Below are 18319 nucleotides of genomic sequence, written 5' to 3'. Positions count from 1 at the left end.
CCAAACTCAGGGAATGGCGCGCGGCAGCATGAGGCTGTCGCGCGTCATCTTTTTTCACCATGATGTCATTTGTCCTGCGCCGACTGATGAGCGCCGTCCCCACGGTCCTTCTCGTCGTGACGATCTCCTTCTTCCTGATGCGCTTTGCGCCTGGCGGTCCGTTCAATCTCGAACGTCCGCTGCCCCCACAGACGATGGAAAACATCCTGGCGACCTACAAGCTCGACCAGCCTCTGTGGCAGCAGTACATCAACTATCTCGGCAATGCCGTGCGCGGCGACTTTGGCCCCAGTTTCATCTATAAGGACAACACCGTCTCCGAGCTGATCGGCAAGGCCCTGCCCTATTCGATCGAGCTTGGTCTCTATGCCATCCTGATCGCATTGATCGGCGGCGTCACGCTCGGCACGATCGCAGCTCTTCGCCAGAACAGCGTGCTGGATTTCGGCCTGATGGCCTTTGCCACCGTCGGTGTCACCGTTCCAAATTTCGTTGTTGGCCCAGTTCTTACGCTGGTCTTCGCCGTCTTCCTGTCCTGGCTTCCGGCTGGCGGCTGGGGTGATGGTTCTGTTCGCAACCTCATCCTGCCGATGACGGCGCTCGCGCTGCCACAGCTTGCGGTCTTTGCCCGGCTCACGCGCGGCTCGATGATCGAGGCGCTCAACACCGACCATATCCGGACTGCACGCGCCTACGGGCTTCCCTCGCGCGTTGTCGTCGTGACGCATGCCATGCGTGGTGCGATGTTGCCGATCATCTCCTATCTCGCCCCTTGCGCGGCAGCCCTCCTCACCGGTTCCGCCGTGGTAGAGAGCATCTTCACCATCCCCGGCGTTGGTCGCTACTTCGTGCTTGGCGCCCTCAATCGCGATTACCCGCTTGTCATGGGCACCGTCATTCTGGTGGCCATATTCGTGATCTTCTTCAACCTGTTGGTCGACATTGCCTACGGCCTGCTCGATCCGAGGGTTCGCAATGACTGATACCACCCTGACCCAGACGCCGGAGATTGCCGGTCGCAGCCTGACCCAGCTCGCCTGGCTTCGCTTCAAACGCAACAAGGCTGCGATCTCGGGCTGCATCATGCTGCTGCTGATCGGCCTCTTCTCCTTCGCGGGACCGTTTTTTGTTCCGCATACCTATGACCAGGTCTTCCCGTCCTATGTCTCGATCCCGCCGAGCCTTACGGCCCGGCCTGATCCGCAGTCCCTGCAAGAGGTGGCGGACAGCACGGCCAAACGCGCGCGACTGACGCTTGAAAGCTTCGAGATCGAAAACGGTGTCTTCACGGCCAAGGTGACGTCGACCCGCCCGATCGATCCGCGCTCGGTGCGCTATTTCGACCGCGTCAACGAGTTCAAGAACACGACCGTCGCCGAAACCTCTGCCGACCAGCTGGCCATGACCCTCACCGGTTCGGTGGATCAGCAGTATTTCGTCTTCGGCACCGACAGCAATGGGCGTGACCTTCTGGTGCGCGTCATGCTGGGCGGCCAGATCTCGATCGCCGTCGGCCTTGCCGCCAGCCTTGTCTCGCTTGGCATCGGTGTCGTCTACGGCGCCACCTCCGGCTATCTCGGTGGCCGGGCTGACAATGTCATGATGCGCCTTGTCGAGATCCTCTACTCCCTGCCCTTCGTCTTCCTCGTCGTTGTTCTCGTCGTCTTCTTCGGGCGCTCGGTCATCCTGATCTTCCTGGTGATCGGCGCGGTGGAGTGGCTGGAAATGGCCCGCATCGTGCGCGGCCAGACCCTGTCGCTGAAACGCCGCGAATTCGTCGGTGCCGCAGAAGCTTTGGGGCTCACCGACTGGCAGATCATCCGCCGGCATATCATTCCGAACACGATCGGCCCGGTCATCGTCTTCGTTACGGTGGTGGTACCGAAGGTCATCCTCCTCGAAAGCTTCCTGTCCTTCCTAGGCTTAGGCGTTCAGGCACCGCTTGCCAGCTGGGGCACGCTGATCTCGGAAGGCACGAAGAACATGCAGAGTGCGCCATGGCTTCTGATCTTCCCGGCGATCTTCTTCGTGACGACGCTGTTTTCGCTGAATTTCGTGGGCGATGGCCTGCGTGATGCACTGGATCCGAAGGACCGATGAGCATGGACGACAAGACAAACAACGAAAACGTGCTCGACGTTTCCGACCTCAAGGTGACGTTCGCGACACCTGACGGCACTGTGGAAGCGGTCAAGGGCATCAGCTTTTCGGTGAACAAGGGTGAGACGCTTGCCATCGTCGGCGAGTCTGGTTCCGGCAAGAGCCAGACCATGATGGGCATCATGGGCCTACTCGCCAAGAATGGCGATGTCACCGGACAGGCCGTCTATGGCGGTCAAAACCTTGTCGGCCAGCCGCTTGCCAGCCTCAACAAGGTTCGTGGCTCGAAGATCACCATGATCTTCCAGGAACCGATGACCTCGCTTGATCCGCTCTACCGGATCGGCAAGCAGATCGCAGAGCCGCTCATCCATCACCGTGGAATGAGCAAGGCACAGGCGCGTGCCCGCGTGCTCGAATTGCTCAAGCTCGTCGGCATCCCCGATCCCGAGCGTCGCATCGACAGCTATCCTTACGAAATGTCGGGCGGGCAGCGCCAGCGCGTGATGATCGCCATGGCCCTGGCAAACGAGCCGGATCTCTTGATCGCCGATGAACCGACGACGGCGCTTGACGTCACCATCCAGGCGCAGATCCTCGACCTTCTTGCTGATCTGCAGAAGCGCTTCGGCATGGCGATCGTGTTGATCACCCATGACCTCGGCGTGGTCAAACATGTTGCAGATCGCGTCGCCGTGATGCGCAAGGGCGAGATTGTCGAGACGGGCAGCCGCGACGCCATCTTCGGCAACCCCCAGCATGAATACACGAAGATGCTGCTCGCGGCGGAGCCCACCGGCACTAAGCCGGCACCGGCCGCGGACGCGCCCGTCATGCTCGAAGGTCGCAATGTGGTTGTCGATTTCGACATTGGCCGCAGTGGACTGTTCGGCCCGTCGCGCACCTTCCGCGCGGTCGATGATGTCAGCATCCGCCTGCAACAGGGCCAGACCATCGGCATTGTCGGCGAGTCGGGTTCCGGCAAATCGACCCTCGGCCGGGCGCTTCTGAAGCTCCTGGCTGCCGATGGCGCCTTCCGCTTCGAGAGCAATGACCTCTCAGGTCTAGACCGTGGCGGCATGCGGCCCTTCCGAAAGCAGCTGCAGCTGGTGTTCCAGGACCCCTACGGCTCGCTTTCGCCCCGCCAGACGGTGGGCGAGATCATCACCGAAGGCCTCTATGTGCACGAACCGCAGCTGTCTCGCGCAGAACGTGACACCCGCGCCATCGCTGCCTTGAAGGAAGTCGGGCTCGATCCTGCCGCTCGAAACCGCTATCCACACGAGTTCTCCGGCGGCCAGCGTCAGCGCATCGCGATTGCCCGCTCGATGATCCTGAAGCCGAAGGTGGTCATTCTCGACGAGCCGACATCGGCGCTCGATCGCTCCGTTCAGCGGCAGGTGATCGAACTCCTGCGCGACCTGCAGGAGAAGCACGGTCTGTCCTATATCTTCATCAGCCACGATCTCTCCGTCATCAAGGCGATGTCGGACCATGTGGTTGTCATGAAGAACGGCAAGATCGTTGAGCAGGGTGCGACGGAGGACATCTTCGAACACCCGAAGCAAGACTATACCAAGGCGCTGATTGCGGCTGCCTTCAGCCACTGACGACAAAAGGCCCCGGTGATTTTGAACTGCCCCCCTGAGGTTGGAGGTCCAACTTTCGGGGGTCAGGTCAATCACCGGGGCCTTTTTCCATTCTGCAGACCGCAGGACCATTGCCTCAGATCGACAGCGCATCCTTCAGTGTCATCGCTTCGATCTCGCGCAGGTCGAGATCGGCTTCGATATGGCCGATATGATGCAGCATGGAGGCCGTGGCCGCCTCCACGTCGCCGCGCTCCAGCGCATCGAGGATCTCGGTGTGGTCGTCATGGCCACAGCTCGACACGCCGGTGCGGCCATAAAGCGCGATCACCAGCGACGAGCGCGCCACCAGTTCCTGCATGAATTTTTCCAGGATCGCATTGCCGGCGACACGCGCCAGCAGGAGATGGAAATCGCCGGATGCCTTGATCTCGGCACGCCTGGCACTTGCGCCCCGCTCGCCCTTGTAACGCGCCTCTTCTTCCAGATGTGATCGGAAACCGGCGATCTCGTCCGGGGTCAGGCGGTCTGCGGCGGCAGCAACGATGGCGGGCTCGATCAGACGCCGCGACTCAAAGATCTGTCGCGCCTCGTCCGGTGACGGATTGGAAACAAAGGCGCCGCGATTGCGCTCTGTCGTCACCAGGCCTTCAAAGGCCAACATCTGCAGCGCATCCCGCACAACCGTGCGGCTGACATCGAACAGTGTGCCGACCTCCGCCTCCGACAATTTCGTACCGGGCGCCAGGCGTCGGTCGACGATCGCATCGCGAAGACTGTCACGGATCGCGCGGGCGCGGTCCTCCTGCTGACCTTCGGGGACGAGAACGGCTTTGGCAATCGACTTCATCTTGCTCTCCAGATTGCCTGTTCTACCGCCGCTTGCTTGGCAAGGCAAATGGGTTGCGTACACACGCTTACAAATAATGCGATCAAAGATGATGCAAGATTGTATGCAATGTTCAATTTCTGTGCATACAGCCGTAGCATCTCGCTCACGGCGATTACATCCTCAGCCACAAAGCCAGTGAAGTCAGCCACTTAGTTTGCACCGCAGCAAACTGGCACGCGTCGTGCATCACTTCTGGCAGAGAAGGATTGCATCATGACGAAAAACGCCGATATCGAACTTGCTGCCGTATCCAAGGCCTATGGGCCGACCATCGCCGTCCATCCCGTCAGCCTGAAGATTCCCGCATCGACCTATTGCTGCCTGCTTGGTCCTTCCGGCTGCGGCAAGACCTCGACCCTTCGGATGATCGCCGGCCATGAGGCCGTCACATCCGGCGACATCCTGCTCGGCAATGCCAATGTCACCGACCTGCCGCCGGCAGCTCGCGGTACGGCGATGATGTTCCAGTCCTATGCGCTCTTCCCACATCTCGATCTCGTCGACAATGTCGCCTTCAGCCTGAAGATGAAGGGCGTCGACAAGGATACCCGCCGCCGCGAAGCACTTGAGATGCTGACGCTGATGCAGCTTGATCCCTATGCCAACCGCCGTCCGGCTCAGCTCTCCGGCGGGCAGCAGCAGCGCGTCGCGCTTGCCCGTGCCCTGATCACCAAGCCTGAAGCGCTGCTGCTCGATGAGCCGCTCTCGGCCCTCGATCCCTTTCTCAAGATCCGCATGCGGGCAGAACTGAAGAAGCTGCAGACCTCGCTCGGCATCAGCTTCATCCACGTCACCCATAGCCAGGAAGAGGCGATGGCGCTGGCGGATCTGATCGTTGTGATGAATGCCGGGCGCATCGAGCAGGCGGCCTCCCCTCGCCAGGTCTTCGAACAGCCGGCCACCGCCTTTGTTGCCCGCTTCATGGGCGATCACAATGTCATCTCGGGCCGCGTGGTGGAGAGCAGCGCGGATGAAACCGTAATCGAGACCTCAGCCGGCACCCGGTTCAAGGCACCTGCCTCGCCTGTGCCAGTGGGGCAAATCCTTGATCTCGCCTTGCGCACAGACCGGGTGGCGATCGGTGGCGAGACAGAACCGATGCTTGGCTTCAACGGCGTGGTGGCCGGCGTCGAATATCTCGGCGCGACGGTCAAGATCGCAGTCGCCGGTGCGGGGATCGAGGAGTTCACCATCGTCACCAGCGATGCCGCTTATTTCGCCATGCCCGTCAAAACGGGCGATGCCGTGCCGCTCTCGTGGGGGCCACGGGACGTGATCGTGCTGGGCAAGCCCGACGCCTGACACAAAAGCCGAAGTTCAAACCACAATAATCCAGAGGAGAATGAGCATGACTGTGAAGACCACATCCGAAAAGAAGGGCCTTACACGCCGCAGCCTGTTGAAGACCGCGTCTGCAGCGGCTGGCCTTGCCGCCGGTTCCGGCGTCATCACCGGCTTCCCGACCATCTGGGCGCAGAACCCGATTACGCTCCGCCAGTTCGGCACCGGCGTGTCGAACATCAATGCCATCGCCGAGAAGTGCAAAGCCGATCTCGGCATCACGCTTGAGATGACCGCAACGGATTCCGATGCGGCTGCCCAGCGCGCCGTCACCCAGCCGATGTCCTATGATATCGCCGACATCGAATACTGGATCCTGAAGAAGGTCTATCCGACCGGCGTCATCCAGCCGATGGAAACATCGAAGCTCAAGTATTACGACAAGGTCGTGCCGCTGTTCAAAACCGGCAAGCTGCTGCCGGACAGCGTGATTGCACAAGGCACCGCCCCGCACACCGTCGGCTATGTCGAGAGCAAGGATGCCAAGACCTTTGCCTCGGGCGAAACCGAACTCTTCACCATGATGCCGACGATCTACAATGCCGATACGCTTGGCATCCGCCCGGATCTGGTTGGCCGCGAGATCTCGTCCTGGGCCGACATCATGGACCCGGCCTTCAAGGGCAAGGCGTCGATCCTGAACATCCCGTCGATCGGCATCATGGATGCCGCGATGATCTGCGAAGCCATGGGCATCATCAAATATGCCGACAAGGGCAACATGACGAAGGCGGAGATCGACACGACGATCGACTTCCTGATCAAGGCCAAGCAGGACGGTCAGTTCCGTGCCTTCTGGAAGTCCTTCGACGAGTCGGTCAACCTCATGGCTTCGGGCGAAGTCGTCATCCAGTCCATGTGGTCGCCGGCGGTTGCAGCCGTGCGCTCCAAGGGCATCGCCTGCAAGTATCAGCCGCTCAAGGAAGGTTACCGCTCATGGGGCGGCGGTCTCGGCCTGGCAGCCCACCTCACCGGCGCCCAGCTCGATGCAGCCTATGAATACATCAACTGGTACACATCCGGCTGGGTCGGCGGCTATCTCAACCGCCAGGGCTACTACTCGGCCTGCATGGAAACCGCCAAGGAACACATGTCTGCCGACGAATGGGGCTACTGGATCGAAGGCAAGGCCGCAACTGGCGACATCATGTCTCCGGAAGGCAAGGTCATGGAAAAGGCCGGTGCGGTCCGCGACGGCGGTTCCTTCGAGGAGCGCATGGGCAAGGTCGCCTGCTGGAACTCCGTCATGGACGAGGACCGCTACATGGTCCGCCGCTGGAACGAGTTCATCGCGGCCTGATGCCAGCAAAGGCTATTCGCACCTCATCCCCCTGCCGGGACCTTCTCCCCGCCTAGCGGTTAGAAGGGGGCGAGCCGCCGACCGTGCCACACGTGCCTTCTCCCCGCTTGCGGGGAGAAGGTGGCGGCAGCCGGATGAGGGGCAACCCTCCCGCTCCGCTCTTTCCGAAGCGACAGGAGACCAACAGACATGGTGGAAGTGCGATTTCTAGGCGTCGGCGAGGAAAAGCCGAAACGCGAAATCCGGGTGCCGGCATGGCTTGCCTCCTATCTGCAGGCGCTGCCGCTGACGCTCATCCTGGGCTTCTTCCTGCTCCTGCCGATCCTCTTGATCGCCGTCGTCAGCTTCTGGGATTATGACTTCGCCCAGATGTATCCGGACTTCGTCACGTTCAATTACGAGGAGACGCTCGGCTCCTGGGTCACCTGGAAGACCTATCTCAACACCCTGAAATACGCGGTGATGGTCTGGGCCATTACCCTCGTCATCGGCTTTTGGGTTGCCTATTTCCTCGCCTTCCATATCCGGAGTGCGGCCATGCAGAGCGTGCTTTTCCTCGTCTGCACCGTGCCCTTCCTCACCTCGAACATCATCCGCATGATCTCCTGGATTCCGGTGCTCGGCCGCAATGGGCTGGTCAACACCACGCTTGTCAGTTCCGGCCTGATCAGCCAGCCGATCGAATGGCTGCTCTATTCGGATTTCGCCGTGGTGCTTGCCATGGTGCACCTCTACACGCTGTTCATGGTCACCCCGATCTTCAACACGATGATGCGCATTGATCGCTCACTGGTCGAAGCCGCGCGCGATGCCGGTGCGTCCGGTCTGCAGATCCTGATCAATGTCATCATTCCGCTGGCCAAGCCCGGCATGGCGATCGGCACGATCTTCGTCGTGACGCTGGTCATGGCCGATTTCTCGACCGTGCAGGTCATGTCCGGCGGCCAGAGCGCCTCGGTCGCGCTGATGATGAAAAACCAGATGTCGCTGCTGCAATATCCCGCCGCCGCCGCCAATGCCGTGGTGCTGCTGGCGCTGGTTCTCTTGATGGTGGCCGCGATCCTGCGCGTCGTCGACATTCGCAAGGAGCTTTGAGATGAATTCGGAAAAACGCTCGCGCGAATTCTACGTGCTCGCCGTCTTCTTCGCGCTCTTCGTGCTCTTCCTCTACGGCCCCTTGTCGGCCATCGTGATCCTCTCCTTCCAGGGCGAAAATGGCGGCCTCACCTTCCCGCTCAATGGTGTCTCCTTGCACTGGTTCGCCAACCTCTTCGAACAGCAGGCGGTCGGTGATTTCGGCGGCTCGTTCCGGCGCTCCTTCGCGCTCGGTCTGATGGTCATGGTGGTCACGGTTGTCGTCTCGCTGCTCGCAGGCCTTGCCTTCCGCCGCAAGTTCTGGGGCGCTACACCGCTCTTCTATCTGGCGGTTGCAAGCCTCGTCGTGCCCTCGATCATCGTCTCGCTCGGCATCGGCGTGCTGTTCTCACAGCTCGGCCTGCAGCCGGCCTGGTATACGTCCGGTTTCGGCGCGCATCTGACCTGGACCCTTCCCTTCGGCGTCTTGATCATGTTTGCCGTTTTCAACCGCTTCTCGCCGGCTTACGAGGAGGCCGCCCGCGATCTCGGCGCCTCCTCCTGGCAGAGCTTTCGCCATGTGGTTCTGCCGATCATCCTGCCCAGTCTGATCGGCGTTGGCCTGTTCGGCTTCACGCTCTCCTATGACGAATTCGCCCGCACCCTGATGACCTCAGGCACCTACAACACCCTGCCGCTCGAAATCTACGGCATGACCACCAATGTCACGACGCCGGTTCTTTATGCGCTCGGCACCGTCACCACGGTCTTCTCGCTGATCGTCATTGGCGGGACGCTTGCACTCATTGTCGGCCTCAACCGTCGCCATGTCAGGGGCTGAGGCTTCATGAAAATTGCCGTCATCAATCCCAACACCACCGCCAGCATGACCGCGACCATTGCGGATGCCGCAAGGCGGGTGGCGCACCCGGACACCACCATCGACGCCGTCACCTCCAGCATGGGGCCAGCCTCGATCGAAGGGTATTATGACGAGGCGCTGGCCCTGCCCGGCCTGCTCATCGAAATCGCCCGCGCCGAGCGGGAGGGTGCCTCTGCCGCCGTGATCGCCTGTTTCGACGATACCGGGCTCGACGCTTGCCGAGCCCTTGCCGCCATCCCCGTTCTCGGCATCTGCGAGGCAGCTCTCTCGGTGGCAAGCTTCATTGCCCAGCGCATCACCGTGGTCACCACGCTGGAGCGCTCGCGCCTGCCAATCGAACATCTCGTCCATCGCTATGGCAAGTCCGCCATGGTGAAGGTACGGGCCGCCGATATCCCCGTGCTCTCGCTCGAAGACCCGCATTCAAACGCCCGTGACCGGTTGCGAGCGGAAATCACCGCCGCCCTTCGCGAGGACGGGGCCGAAGCCATCGTGCTCGGCTGCGCCGGCATGGCGGATCTTGCACATCAGCTCTCTCAGGAATTCGGCGTGCCGGTGATCGATGGCGTGGCGGCAGCGGTCAAGCAGGCGGAAGGGCTTGTGGCGCTCGGCCTCACCACTGCCAAATCCCGCGCCTATGCGGCTCCGGTCGAAAAGCGTTTTACCGGCATGCTCGAAGCCTTTGCTCCATCGCGCATCGGAGCCGCCTGAGATGAGCGCGCCGGCCATTCGTCCCCTGACACGCAAAGAGCTCGATATTCTGATTGACTGGGCTGGGGACGAAGGCTGGAATCCTGGCCTCACCGATGCGGACGCGTTCTACGCCGCGGATCCCCAAGGCTTTCTCGGCTGTTTCGTGGAGGGAGAGTTGGCAGCCGGCATATCAGCCGTCGCCTATGACGAGCATTTCGGCTTCATCGGTCTTTACATCTGCCATCCACGCTTTCGCGGGCAAGGCTATGGCCGCAAGGTTTGGGATGCCGGCATGGCTCATCTGGGCAACCGACGTATCGGCCTTGATGGCGTGCCCGAGCAACAGGCCAATTATGCGGCCATGGGTTTTGCTCCGCTCTATGAAAGCATCCGATGGAGTGGTCCCGGCGGCACGGCATCGCCGTCGCCCCCAGCGCCGGCGGCAACGGTTCGCCCTCTCACGGCAATGGACATACCGGCTCTCACCGTCTTCGACAGACGCCACTTCCCCGCCCCGCGTCCGAATTTCCTGTCCCACTGGCTCGGCGGCGCGCATGACGCCTTTGTCTCGATGGAGGATGGCGCCCTGACTGGCTATGCTGTGCTTCGCCGTTGCCGGCAAGGTCGCAAAATCGGCCCGATCTTTGCCGTGGATGACGGAGCGGCGGAAAACCTACTCAGCGCCTGCGTGCAGGCAGCCGCGGGTGGCGAGGTCCATCTCGACGTGCCGGATCATCAGGTCAGTCTGACCGAAACACTCAGACGACGCGGGTTTCAGCTGGGATTCACGACAGCCCGAATGTATCGCGGTGGCCCGCCCGTTCTCGCGCTTGCCGGCGTCTACGCCATCACCACGCTTGAACTTGGTTAGGGGTCTGCCGCGTCACGCCGCCTTCGGCACGAGTACCTTCAGTTCTCCGGCGTGCATCTTGATCTCGACATCTGCCGGCATCCGCAGCAATTCGCCATCCAGCACACATGCAGCCCCCTTGCGATGTTTGGGGAAATGCAGATGCACGTGTTTTGCCGTCGAGGCGGTCACAGCTTCATTTTCCTTGAAACGCCCGCGCACGATGTCGAAGGCGAGAGCGCCGACGCCGGTCGGCTCCAGAGGATCGGCGAGGTAGACGCCAAGCTGGCCGGTATTCACTTCATCGGCGAAGAACAGCGAATTATTGCCGAGCGGGTTGTTGGAGACGGAAATGGCCGAGACCGGACGCTCATCACTGCGGCCGTCGCCATCGATATCGAACATGACCTCGAATCGGGGCGGATCGAGCATGACGCCAAAGGCAGCACTGGTGCTGGCGCGGATCTTGCCGAGCCGCGATGCAAAGTTCATCTGATTGCGCATGCGCACCATTCGCGCATGCAGACCGGCTGAGAACTGGTGCACGAAGGGGCGGCCATTGGCCGTTGCGATATCCACATCGGCAACGGTCGCATCGGCCAGTACGTCGAGCACCTTCCAGATGTCGAGTGGCAGCTTCAGCGAGCGCGCAAAGAGGTTCATGGTGCCGGCTGGCACGACGCCGAGCGGCAGGCCGGATTTCCAGGCAATGCCGGCTGCAGCCGAGATCGTGCCATCGCCGCCGCCTGCAATGACCGCGTCATAGCCTCCGTCGTCAGCAACGCGCTGCAACGTCTCGACGATCTCATCGCCACTGACCACGGCACAATCAAGCTCATGCCCCTTTGCAGCGAAGGCGCGGGTCGCACTTGCGCAATAGGCTTCCATATCGGTGGTCTTGAAGGTGCCGCCGTCGCGATTGAGTACCGCTTTGATCTTCATGGGGTCCTTTCGCGGCTCAAGGTTCGAGCCGTGCTCTCAAACGTGCCGCGCCATCAAAAGTTTCCAGAGGAGACAGAAATCGATAGCCGTCGCGCAAATTTCAAGTGCATCTGCGAAAGCCTTTGCCGCAGTGCATATAGATATGATAGATATCAATCTTGTTCCCGCTGTGATTTCACGATCCTTCCATTATTTTCCGGCCTCCCACGGAACGCAGCTGCGCCTCAGCACTGGCCCGAGCGCTGCCGACCTCTGGTTGCCGAGCTATTTGCCCAGGTGCCCGCATGACCGATTGCTCCGCCCTTGATCGCCCTCTTGAAGACGATAGACAGACCACGATCGGGCTGACGGCCACGACGATCCTGTTGATTGAGATCGCGCTGGCGGCTGGCGGCTTCGGGATCGGAACGGGCGAGTTCGTGATCATGGGCTTGCTGCCGGAAGTGGCGAGCACCTATGGCGTCAGCGTGCCGGATGCCGGGCATGTCATCAGCGCCTATGCGCTCGGCGTTGTGATCGGCGCGCCGATCATCGCAGCCCTCGCCGCGAAACTGCCCCGCCGGACCCTGCTGCTTGCGCTGATGGGCGTGTTTGCAGCCGGCAATCTGGCGAGTGCGCTCGCCACCGACTTCTGGTCCTTCACACTTCTGCGCTTCATCACGGGCTTGCCGCATGGCGCCTATTTTGGCGTTGCAGCCCTCGTTGCCGCCTCCATGGCCGAACCGCATCGGCGTGTGCGTGCCGTTGGTCGCGTCATGCTCGGCCTGACCATTGCCACGCTGGTCGGCACGCCGATCGCCACATTCCTCGGCCAATTGATGAACTGGCGGGCGGCCTTCCTGCTGGTCGCCGGCATCGGTGCGCTCACGGTTGCGCTGATCGCGCTTTATCTGCCCAAGGACAAGGTCGCCGAAGGTGCCAGCATCCGGCGCGAACTCTCGGCCTTCGGACGGCTTCAGGTCTGGCTTTCGTTTGGTGTCGCAGCCGTCGGCTTCGGCGGGATGTTCGCGATCTTCAGCTATATCGCCAAGACCGTCACGGACACGGCCGGCATGCCGGTGAGCATGGTCGCGGTCGTGCTCGCGCTCTTCGGGATCGGCATGAATGTTGGCAACATCGTTGGCAGCCGCATGGCCGACTATTCCCTGAACGGCACGATTGGCGGCATGCTGGCCTTCAACATCATCCTCATGTCGATCTTCTCGTTGACGGCACACAATCCCGTCATGCTCTGCGTCTGTGTCTTCCTCACCGGATGCGGCTTTGCCGCCTGCCCGGCCGTGCAGACACGGCTCATGGATGTCGCCGCCGACGCGCAGACGCTCGCCGCCGCCACCAACCACTCCGCCTTCAACATTGCCAATGCGCTCGGCGCCTGGCTCGGCGGCATCGTAATTGCGGCCGGCTACGGCTACGGTGCGACCGGCTATGTCGGCTCCGTGCTGTCGGCCCTCGGCCTTGTCATTTTCCTGATCTCGGTCGCGCTCGACAGGAAGCCGTCACGCGGCTGAGGCTTCGTCCTCGACGCTATCCGGCTCGACCATCCGTCGCACACCATTCTTGCATTCGACATGGCGGCTGCCCCACTGCTCCAGCACCATGATCACGGGCCGCAGGCTCTGGCCAAGAGGCGTCAGGGTGTAGTCGACCCGCGGCGGTACGACCGGATACACGGTGCGCGACACAAGGCCCTGCTCTTCCAGTTCGCGCAGCTGCTTGGTCAGCATGCGTTGCGTTACGGCCTGCAAACGACGTTGCAACTCGCTGAAGCGCAGCGTGCCGGCGGTCAAAAGGTGAAACAGGATGACGCCCTTCCATTTCCCGTCGAGGAAACTCAAGGTCGTTTCGACCGGGCAGCCCGGAAAACTATTGGTCATCTTGGCGCGCGGCTTGGACATTGGACAGTATCCTTCTTGATACCGAGGTTCAATTCTGTGCCTACAGACACAAAATGTGCATTCTTGCGGTATGCGATTCTATGTCCTTAATGGACAGCGTTGTAAACGCGAGACAGGAGACCCGCATGCGCGCGATCGGATTTTACACACCCCAGTCCATCACCTCGGAGACTGCTCTCGTCGATCTCGATATCGCCATGCCCCAGGCAAGCGGCCGGGATCTTCTGGTGGAGATCAGGGCGGTATCGGTGAACCCGGTCGATACCAAGGTGCGACGCAATCATCAGCCGGCAACTGGAGATACACGGATACTCGGCTACGATGCGGCCGGAGTGGTGAAGGCCGTCGGCCCGGATGTGACGCTCTTCAAGCCCGGTGACGAAGTCTACTATGCCGGAGCGATCGGGCGCCCGGGAACCAATGCCGAATATCATCTGGTCGATGAGCGGATCGTCGGCAGCAAGCCGAAGAGCCTCGGCTTCGCCGAGGCCGCCGCCCTGCCCCTGACGGCGATCACCGCCTATGAGGCACTCTTCCATCGCCTCCGCGTCGATCAGCCGGTCGTTGGCGCTACGCCTGCTATCCTGATCACCGGTGGAGCCGGCGGCGTGGGTTCGATCGCGATCCAACTGGTCAAGACACTGACAAATCTTTCCGTCGTCGCCACCGCATCCCGGCCCGAGACCGCCGCCTGGGCAAAATCGCTCGGTGCCGACCACGTCATCGATCATAGCAAGCCGCTGGCCCCTGAATATGCGGCTCTTGGCATCGGGTCGCCCGGCTTCATCTTCTCCGTGACCCACAGCAGCCAGCATCGCCTCGACCTCGCCGAGATCATTGCCCCGGCCGGACGGATCTGCCTGATCGACGACTTCCCGGAAGGCTTCGACATCATGGCCTTCAAAGGCAAGGCAGTCTCGCTGCATTGGGAGATGATGTTCTCGCGTCCGATGTTCGAAACGCCTGACATGGTCGAGCAGCACAAATTGCTGAACCACGTGGCTGGCCTGATCGATGAGGGGAAGATCCGCACCACGCTCGACACGGTCGTCGGGCAGATCACGGCGGAAAACCTCAGGAAGGTGCATGCCCTGATCGAGAGCGGCCGGGCATGCGGCAAGCTGGTTCTCGAAGGCTTTCCGAGCTGACGTCAGCTGCCGGCAACCGCCAGCCCTTGCCGGGCCGGCGCACTTGGCGCCATCATGCGGCAGAGCGCATGATGGCAGCACTGCCGAGGGGCTTGGTGTTGGGTTTGAGGGCAGAGCCTTCAACGGAAACGAGATTTTCCTGCCCCCAGCGTCCGAGTGCGAGAATGACCGGCTGAAGGCTGCGGCCGAGTGGTGTCAACGCATATTCCACCCTCGGCGGCACAACCGGATAGACAGTGCGGGCCACGAGGCCGGCGAGTTCCATTTCACGCAGCTGCTTGGATAGCATGCGGTGCGTAATGCTCGACATGCGCTTGGCCAGTTCGTTGAAACGCAGCACCTCGTCCTTCAGCAGATTGTGGAGGATGACTCCCTTCCATTTGCCGTCCAGAAGCTGCAGCGTTGCCTCGATCTGGCAACCGCCGACTTGCGCGGTCGTGGAGTTCCTGTCGTCAGCCATGCCTTATCCTTCTCGCAAATTCCGACATGCCCGAAGACCCGTTCATGTCTGTTCCCTGATATGTCAGGCCGCGCGCAGCGCCAAGGCTGCGGGCGGCCAAGATCGGTCGACACTGCGTCAACACTTACGTGACGTTCCGTCGGCGGCCTGAGTTTCAGTGATGAGGAAATGGGGCGAAGTTGGGCGGTGAAAAGCCGCTTCGCGGCAACGTGACCGGCGTAAGCGAGAGGCTCACGGCGTGTTGATAACCCAACACAGCCAGATGCCGGGACCGTGATCGACGGCCGCAGTCCGCCAGGTCAAGCCTGCAGAACGATGACCTTCGTTCCAACCGGGACGCGAGCATGCAGATCGATAACGTCATGGTTCATCATGCGCACGCAACCGGACGACATGGCCTGTCCGATCGACCAGGGCTGGTTGGTGCCGTGGATGCGGAACATGGTGTCGTTGCCGCCGCGATAGAGATACATGGCGCGGGCACCCAGCGGATTGTTGGCGCCGCCCGGCATGCCGCCTGCGTATTTCCGGTTCTTTTCCGGATCGCGGCGGATCATGTTCGGCGTCGGCGTCCAGGTCGGCCATTCGGCATTGCGACCGACATAGGCATTGCCGGCCAGGGCAAGCCCGGCGCGGCCGACGCCGATGCCATACCGCATGGCCCTGCCATTACCGAGGACGTAATAGAGCCGGCGGGCGGGCGTATCGACCACGACCGTGCCAGCTGGATGGACCGTTTCATAGGCCACTTCCTGACGACGCAGTTCCGGCTTGATCTTCTCCAGCGGCACCTTCTTCAGCGGAAAGGGCTCATCTGGCAGATCGCCATAGAGAGCCTGCTGGTTCGGCATGGATTGGCAACCGGCCAGGAGAAGCGGCAGGCCGATCAGGAGGCCTCGGCGCGAAATGGTCATGGATTGAAGGTCCTCGGAGATGATTCTTCTACCGGGGATCCTAGGAAATTTATGGTTAATGACCGGTTAAATCAGCAGGCGCTTGTTAAACTTGATGGCGAAATCGTGATCCTGTTCGCGCCCGGAACCGGATGCAGAGATCTGTCGGCAAATGCACAAGCAGATCCCAAAATGGAAAGGGCGGCCTCTCGACCGCCCTGCTCATTCACATGTTCGGAGAAACCGGCCCTTCGCCGGCGATATCGCAGCGGCGGTCCGTGCGGCCCGGTCTCCCGAACATTTACATGTTCGGACAAACCGGCCCTTCGCCGGCGATTCCGCAGCGGCGGTCCGTGCGGTCCGGCCTCCCAAACATTTACATGTTCGGATAAACCGGCCCTTCGCCGCCTTGTGGCGGCACCCAGTTGATGTTCTGGTTCGGGTCCTTGATATCGCAGGTCTTGCAGTGGACGCAGTTCTGCGCGTTGATGACGAAGGTTTCTTCGCCCTCCTTTTCCACCCATTCATAGACGCCGGCCGGACAGTAGCGGGTCGACGGGCCGGCATAGATGCCAAGCTCGGACCGCTTCTGCAGGTCCATGTCCTTCACCTTCAGATGGACAGGCTGGTCTTCCTCGTGGTTGGTGTTGGACAGGAAAACCGAAGACAGGCGGTCGAAGGTCAATACGCCATCCGGCTTCGGATAGGCGATCGGCTTGTGCTTGGCCGCCGGCTCCAGCGACTGGGCGTCGGTCTTGCCGTGCTTCAGCGTGCCGAAGAAGGAGAAGCCGAAGAGCTGGTTGGTCCACATGTCCAGACCGCCAAGGCCAACGCCGAGCGCCGTACCGAGCTTCGACCAGAGCGGCTTGACGTTGCGCACGCGCTTCAGGTCCTTGCCGATGTCGGTCGAGCGCCATTCGTTTTCGATCTCGATCGGCTCGTCATTGGCGCGGCCAGCAGCAATCGCTTCGGCAATCTTGTCGGCCGCCAGCATGCCGGAGAGCACCGCGTTGTGGCTGCCCTTGATGCGCGGCACGTTGACGAGACCGGCAGAACAGCCGATCAGCGCGCCGCCCGGGAAGGAAAGCTTCGGCACCGACTGGTATCCACCCTCGGTGATCGCGCGAGCGCCATAGGACAGACGCTTGCCGCCCTCGAAGGTGTCGCGGATGGCCGGATGGGTCTTGAAGCGCTGGAATTCCTCGAACGGATAGAGATAGGGGTTCTTGTAGTTCAGGTGCACGACGAAACCGACGGCCACCATGTTGTCTTCGAGGTGGTAGAGGAAGGAACCGCCGCCAGTCTTCATGCCAAGCGGCCAGCCGAAGGAGTGCTGCACCAGGCCCTGCTTGTGATGCTCGGGCTTGACCTGCCAGAGCTCCTTGATGCCGATGCCGAATTTCTGCACGTCGCTGTCGCGGGAGAGATCGAACTTGGCAATCAACTGCTTGGCAAGCGACCCGCGCACGCCTTCGCCGATCAGCACGTATTTGCCCAGCAGTTCCATGCCGCGGGTGAAGTTCGGGCCCGGCTCGCCGTTCTTCTCGATGCCCATGTCGCCGGTCGCGACACCGATCACGGCACCCTCGTCATTGTAGAGCACTTCGGCGGCGGCGAAGCCCGGATAGATCTCGACACCCAGCGCTTCGGCATGAGCACCCAGCCAGCGACAGACATTGCCGAGCGAGACGATGTAATTGCCGTGATTGCTCATCAGCGGCGGCATGGCAAAGTTCGGCAGGCGCACCGAGCCGGCAGGCCCGAGGAAGAGGAACTGGTCGTCCTTCACCTCCGTCTTGAACGGATGATCGGCTTCCTCACGCCAGCCCGGGATGAGGCGGTCAATGCCGATGGGATCAACCACGGCGCCGGAGAGGATATGCGCGCCAACTTCCGCGCCCTTTTCAAGCACGACCACCGTCAGGTCCGGATTGACCTGTTTCAACCGGATCGCGGCAGAGAGACCCGCAGGCCCTGCGCCGACGATCACCACGTCGAATTCCATGCTTTCGCGTTCCGGCAGTTCCATTTCGGTGCTCATGGTCATTTCCTTATCAGGCGGTCCCGTCCGCCCTCCTCCTTGACAAAACCCAACCCGATTGTCGAGCCGAAGCGCGACGCTGGGCGACGCAAATTCCGGCACGGTCGTATGAGTTTCAAGAATATCTTACGTGCACGTAAGCGTCAATGCGACGATTTTACGGCTGCGCCCTTGCCGCTTGCCAACGTCTCTTCGTCTGATCCCTCAGAACAGGT

Annotated in this window: 17 protein-coding genes; 11 read left to right on the top strand and 6 right to left on the bottom strand. The window is 61.4% G+C overall.

Going from position 1 to position 18319, the window contains the following annotated elements; translation table 11 throughout:
- The first annotated feature begins 59 nt into the window (after positions 1-59).
- The 3 genes from oppB to IP76_RS22510 are packed head-to-tail and all read left to right on the top strand — an operon-like array spanning position 60 to position 3710.
- Entirely contained in the window at positions 60-983 is a 924-nt protein-coding gene (gene oppB / locus IP76_RS22520; RefSeq protein WP_054160482.1) for an oligopeptide ABC transporter permease OppB, read from the top strand.
- On the top strand, positions 976-2100 hold the full coding sequence (locus tag IP76_RS22515; protein WP_054160481.1) for an ABC transporter permease: 1125 nt from the start codon (positions 976-978) through the stop codon (positions 2098-2100). Before oppB ends, IP76_RS22515 begins: the two co-directional genes overlap by 8 nt.
- A gap of 2 nt (positions 2101-2102) precedes the next feature.
- Positions 2103-3710 carry an ABC transporter ATP-binding protein gene (locus tag IP76_RS22510; RefSeq protein ID WP_054160480.1) on the top strand — a complete coding sequence of 536 codons (1608 nt, stop codon included), beginning with the start codon at positions 2103-2105 and terminating at the stop codon, positions 3708-3710.
- A 115-nt stretch (positions 3711-3825) separates the two neighbouring features.
- Here the strand turns inward: IP76_RS22510 and IP76_RS22505 are convergent, their stop codons facing one another.
- A complete protein-coding gene (locus IP76_RS22505; RefSeq protein WP_054160479.1) occupies positions 3826-4539 on the bottom strand; it encodes a GntR family transcriptional regulator in 714 nt (237 codons plus the stop codon).
- 255 nt (positions 4540-4794) lie between these two features.
- Here IP76_RS22505 and IP76_RS22500 point away from each other — a divergent pair, with 255 nt between their 5' ends.
- The 6 genes from IP76_RS22500 to IP76_RS22475 all read left to right on the top strand — a co-directional run bounded on the left by IP76_RS22500 (position 4795) and on the right by IP76_RS22475 (position 10743).
- Positions 4795-5883, top strand: coding sequence for an ABC transporter ATP-binding protein (locus IP76_RS22500; protein WP_054160478.1), 1089 nt, complete (start codon positions 4795-4797; stop codon positions 5881-5883).
- A 40-nt stretch (positions 5884-5923) separates the two neighbouring features.
- Positions 5924-7222 carry a PotD/PotF family extracellular solute-binding protein gene (locus tag IP76_RS22495; protein ID WP_054160477.1) on the top strand — a complete coding sequence of 433 codons (1299 nt, stop codon included), beginning with the start codon at positions 5924-5926 and terminating at the stop codon, positions 7220-7222.
- Positions 7223-7411: 189 nt separating this feature from the next.
- Positions 7412-8317 carry an ABC transporter permease gene (locus tag IP76_RS22490; RefSeq protein WP_054160476.1) on the top strand — a complete coding sequence of 302 codons (906 nt, stop codon included), beginning with the start codon at positions 7412-7414 and terminating at the stop codon, positions 8315-8317.
- 1 nt (position 8318) lies between these two features.
- Complete coding sequence (locus tag IP76_RS22485; RefSeq protein ID WP_054160475.1) at positions 8319-9137, top strand: ABC transporter permease; 819 nt, start codon at positions 8319-8321, stop codon at positions 9135-9137.
- 6 nt (positions 9138-9143) lie between these two features.
- Complete coding sequence (locus IP76_RS22480) at positions 9144-9890, top strand: aspartate/glutamate racemase family protein (protein WP_054160474.1); 747 nt, start codon at positions 9144-9146, stop codon at positions 9888-9890.
- A 1-nt stretch (position 9891) separates the two neighbouring features.
- Positions 9892-10743, top strand: a complete 852-nt coding sequence (locus IP76_RS22475) for a GNAT family N-acetyltransferase (RefSeq protein WP_054160473.1) — start codon at positions 9892-9894, stop codon at positions 10741-10743.
- Between the two features lie 12 nt (positions 10744-10755).
- Here IP76_RS22475 and IP76_RS22470 read toward each other — a convergent pair whose 3' ends face one another.
- On the bottom strand, positions 10756-11664 hold the full coding sequence (locus tag IP76_RS22470) for a diacylglycerol kinase family protein (RefSeq protein ID WP_054160472.1): 909 nt from the start codon (positions 11662-11664) through the stop codon (positions 10756-10758).
- Positions 11665-11948: 284 nt separating this feature from the next.
- On the opposite strand from IP76_RS22470, the gene IP76_RS22465 reads away from it, so the two are divergent.
- Entirely contained in the window at positions 11949-13175 is a 1227-nt protein-coding gene (locus IP76_RS22465) for an MFS transporter (RefSeq protein WP_054160471.1), read from the top strand.
- Here the strand turns inward: IP76_RS22465 and IP76_RS22460 are convergent.
- Positions 13164-13562: a helix-turn-helix domain-containing protein gene (locus tag IP76_RS22460; RefSeq protein WP_054160470.1), complete on the bottom strand. Its 399-nt coding sequence runs from the start codon at positions 13560-13562 to the stop codon at positions 13164-13166. The genes IP76_RS22465 and IP76_RS22460 overlap by 12 nt on opposite strands.
- A 125-nt stretch (positions 13563-13687) precedes the next feature.
- Between IP76_RS22460 and IP76_RS22455 the strand changes: the two genes are divergently transcribed.
- The gene (locus tag IP76_RS22455; RefSeq protein ID WP_054160469.1) at positions 13688-14710 is read left to right on the top strand and encodes a zinc-binding alcohol dehydrogenase family protein; all 1023 of its coding nucleotides are present in this window, start codon (positions 13688-13690) and stop codon (positions 14708-14710) included.
- A 52-nt stretch (positions 14711-14762) separates the two neighbouring features.
- On the opposite strand, the gene IP76_RS22450 is transcribed toward IP76_RS22455, so the two are convergent.
- The 3 genes from IP76_RS22450 to IP76_RS22440 form a co-directional block, all read right to left on the bottom strand.
- The gene (locus IP76_RS22450; protein ID WP_054160468.1) at positions 14763-15170 is read right to left on the bottom strand and encodes a helix-turn-helix domain-containing protein; all 408 of its coding nucleotides are present in this window, start codon (positions 15168-15170) and stop codon (positions 14763-14765) included.
- A gap of 299 nt (positions 15171-15469) precedes the next feature.
- The gene (locus tag IP76_RS22445) at positions 15470-16084 is read right to left on the bottom strand and encodes a L,D-transpeptidase (RefSeq protein WP_054160467.1); all 615 of its coding nucleotides are present in this window, start codon (positions 16082-16084) and stop codon (positions 15470-15472) included.
- Between the two features lie 355 nt (positions 16085-16439).
- Positions 16440-18104 (bottom strand): electron transfer flavoprotein-ubiquinone oxidoreductase, encoded by a 1665-nt coding sequence (locus IP76_RS22440; protein WP_054160512.1) that lies wholly within the window; start codon positions 18102-18104, stop codon positions 16440-16442.
- Between the last annotated feature and the right edge of the window lie 215 nt (positions 18105-18319).

Source organism: Rhizobium sp. AAP43, assembly GCF_001296045.1.
Taxonomy (GTDB): domain Bacteria; phylum Pseudomonadota; class Alphaproteobacteria; order Rhizobiales; family Rhizobiaceae; genus Allorhizobium.
The sequence above is the reverse complement of the archived record's forward strand: the minus strand, read 5'-3'. Positions and strand labels throughout refer to the sequence as shown.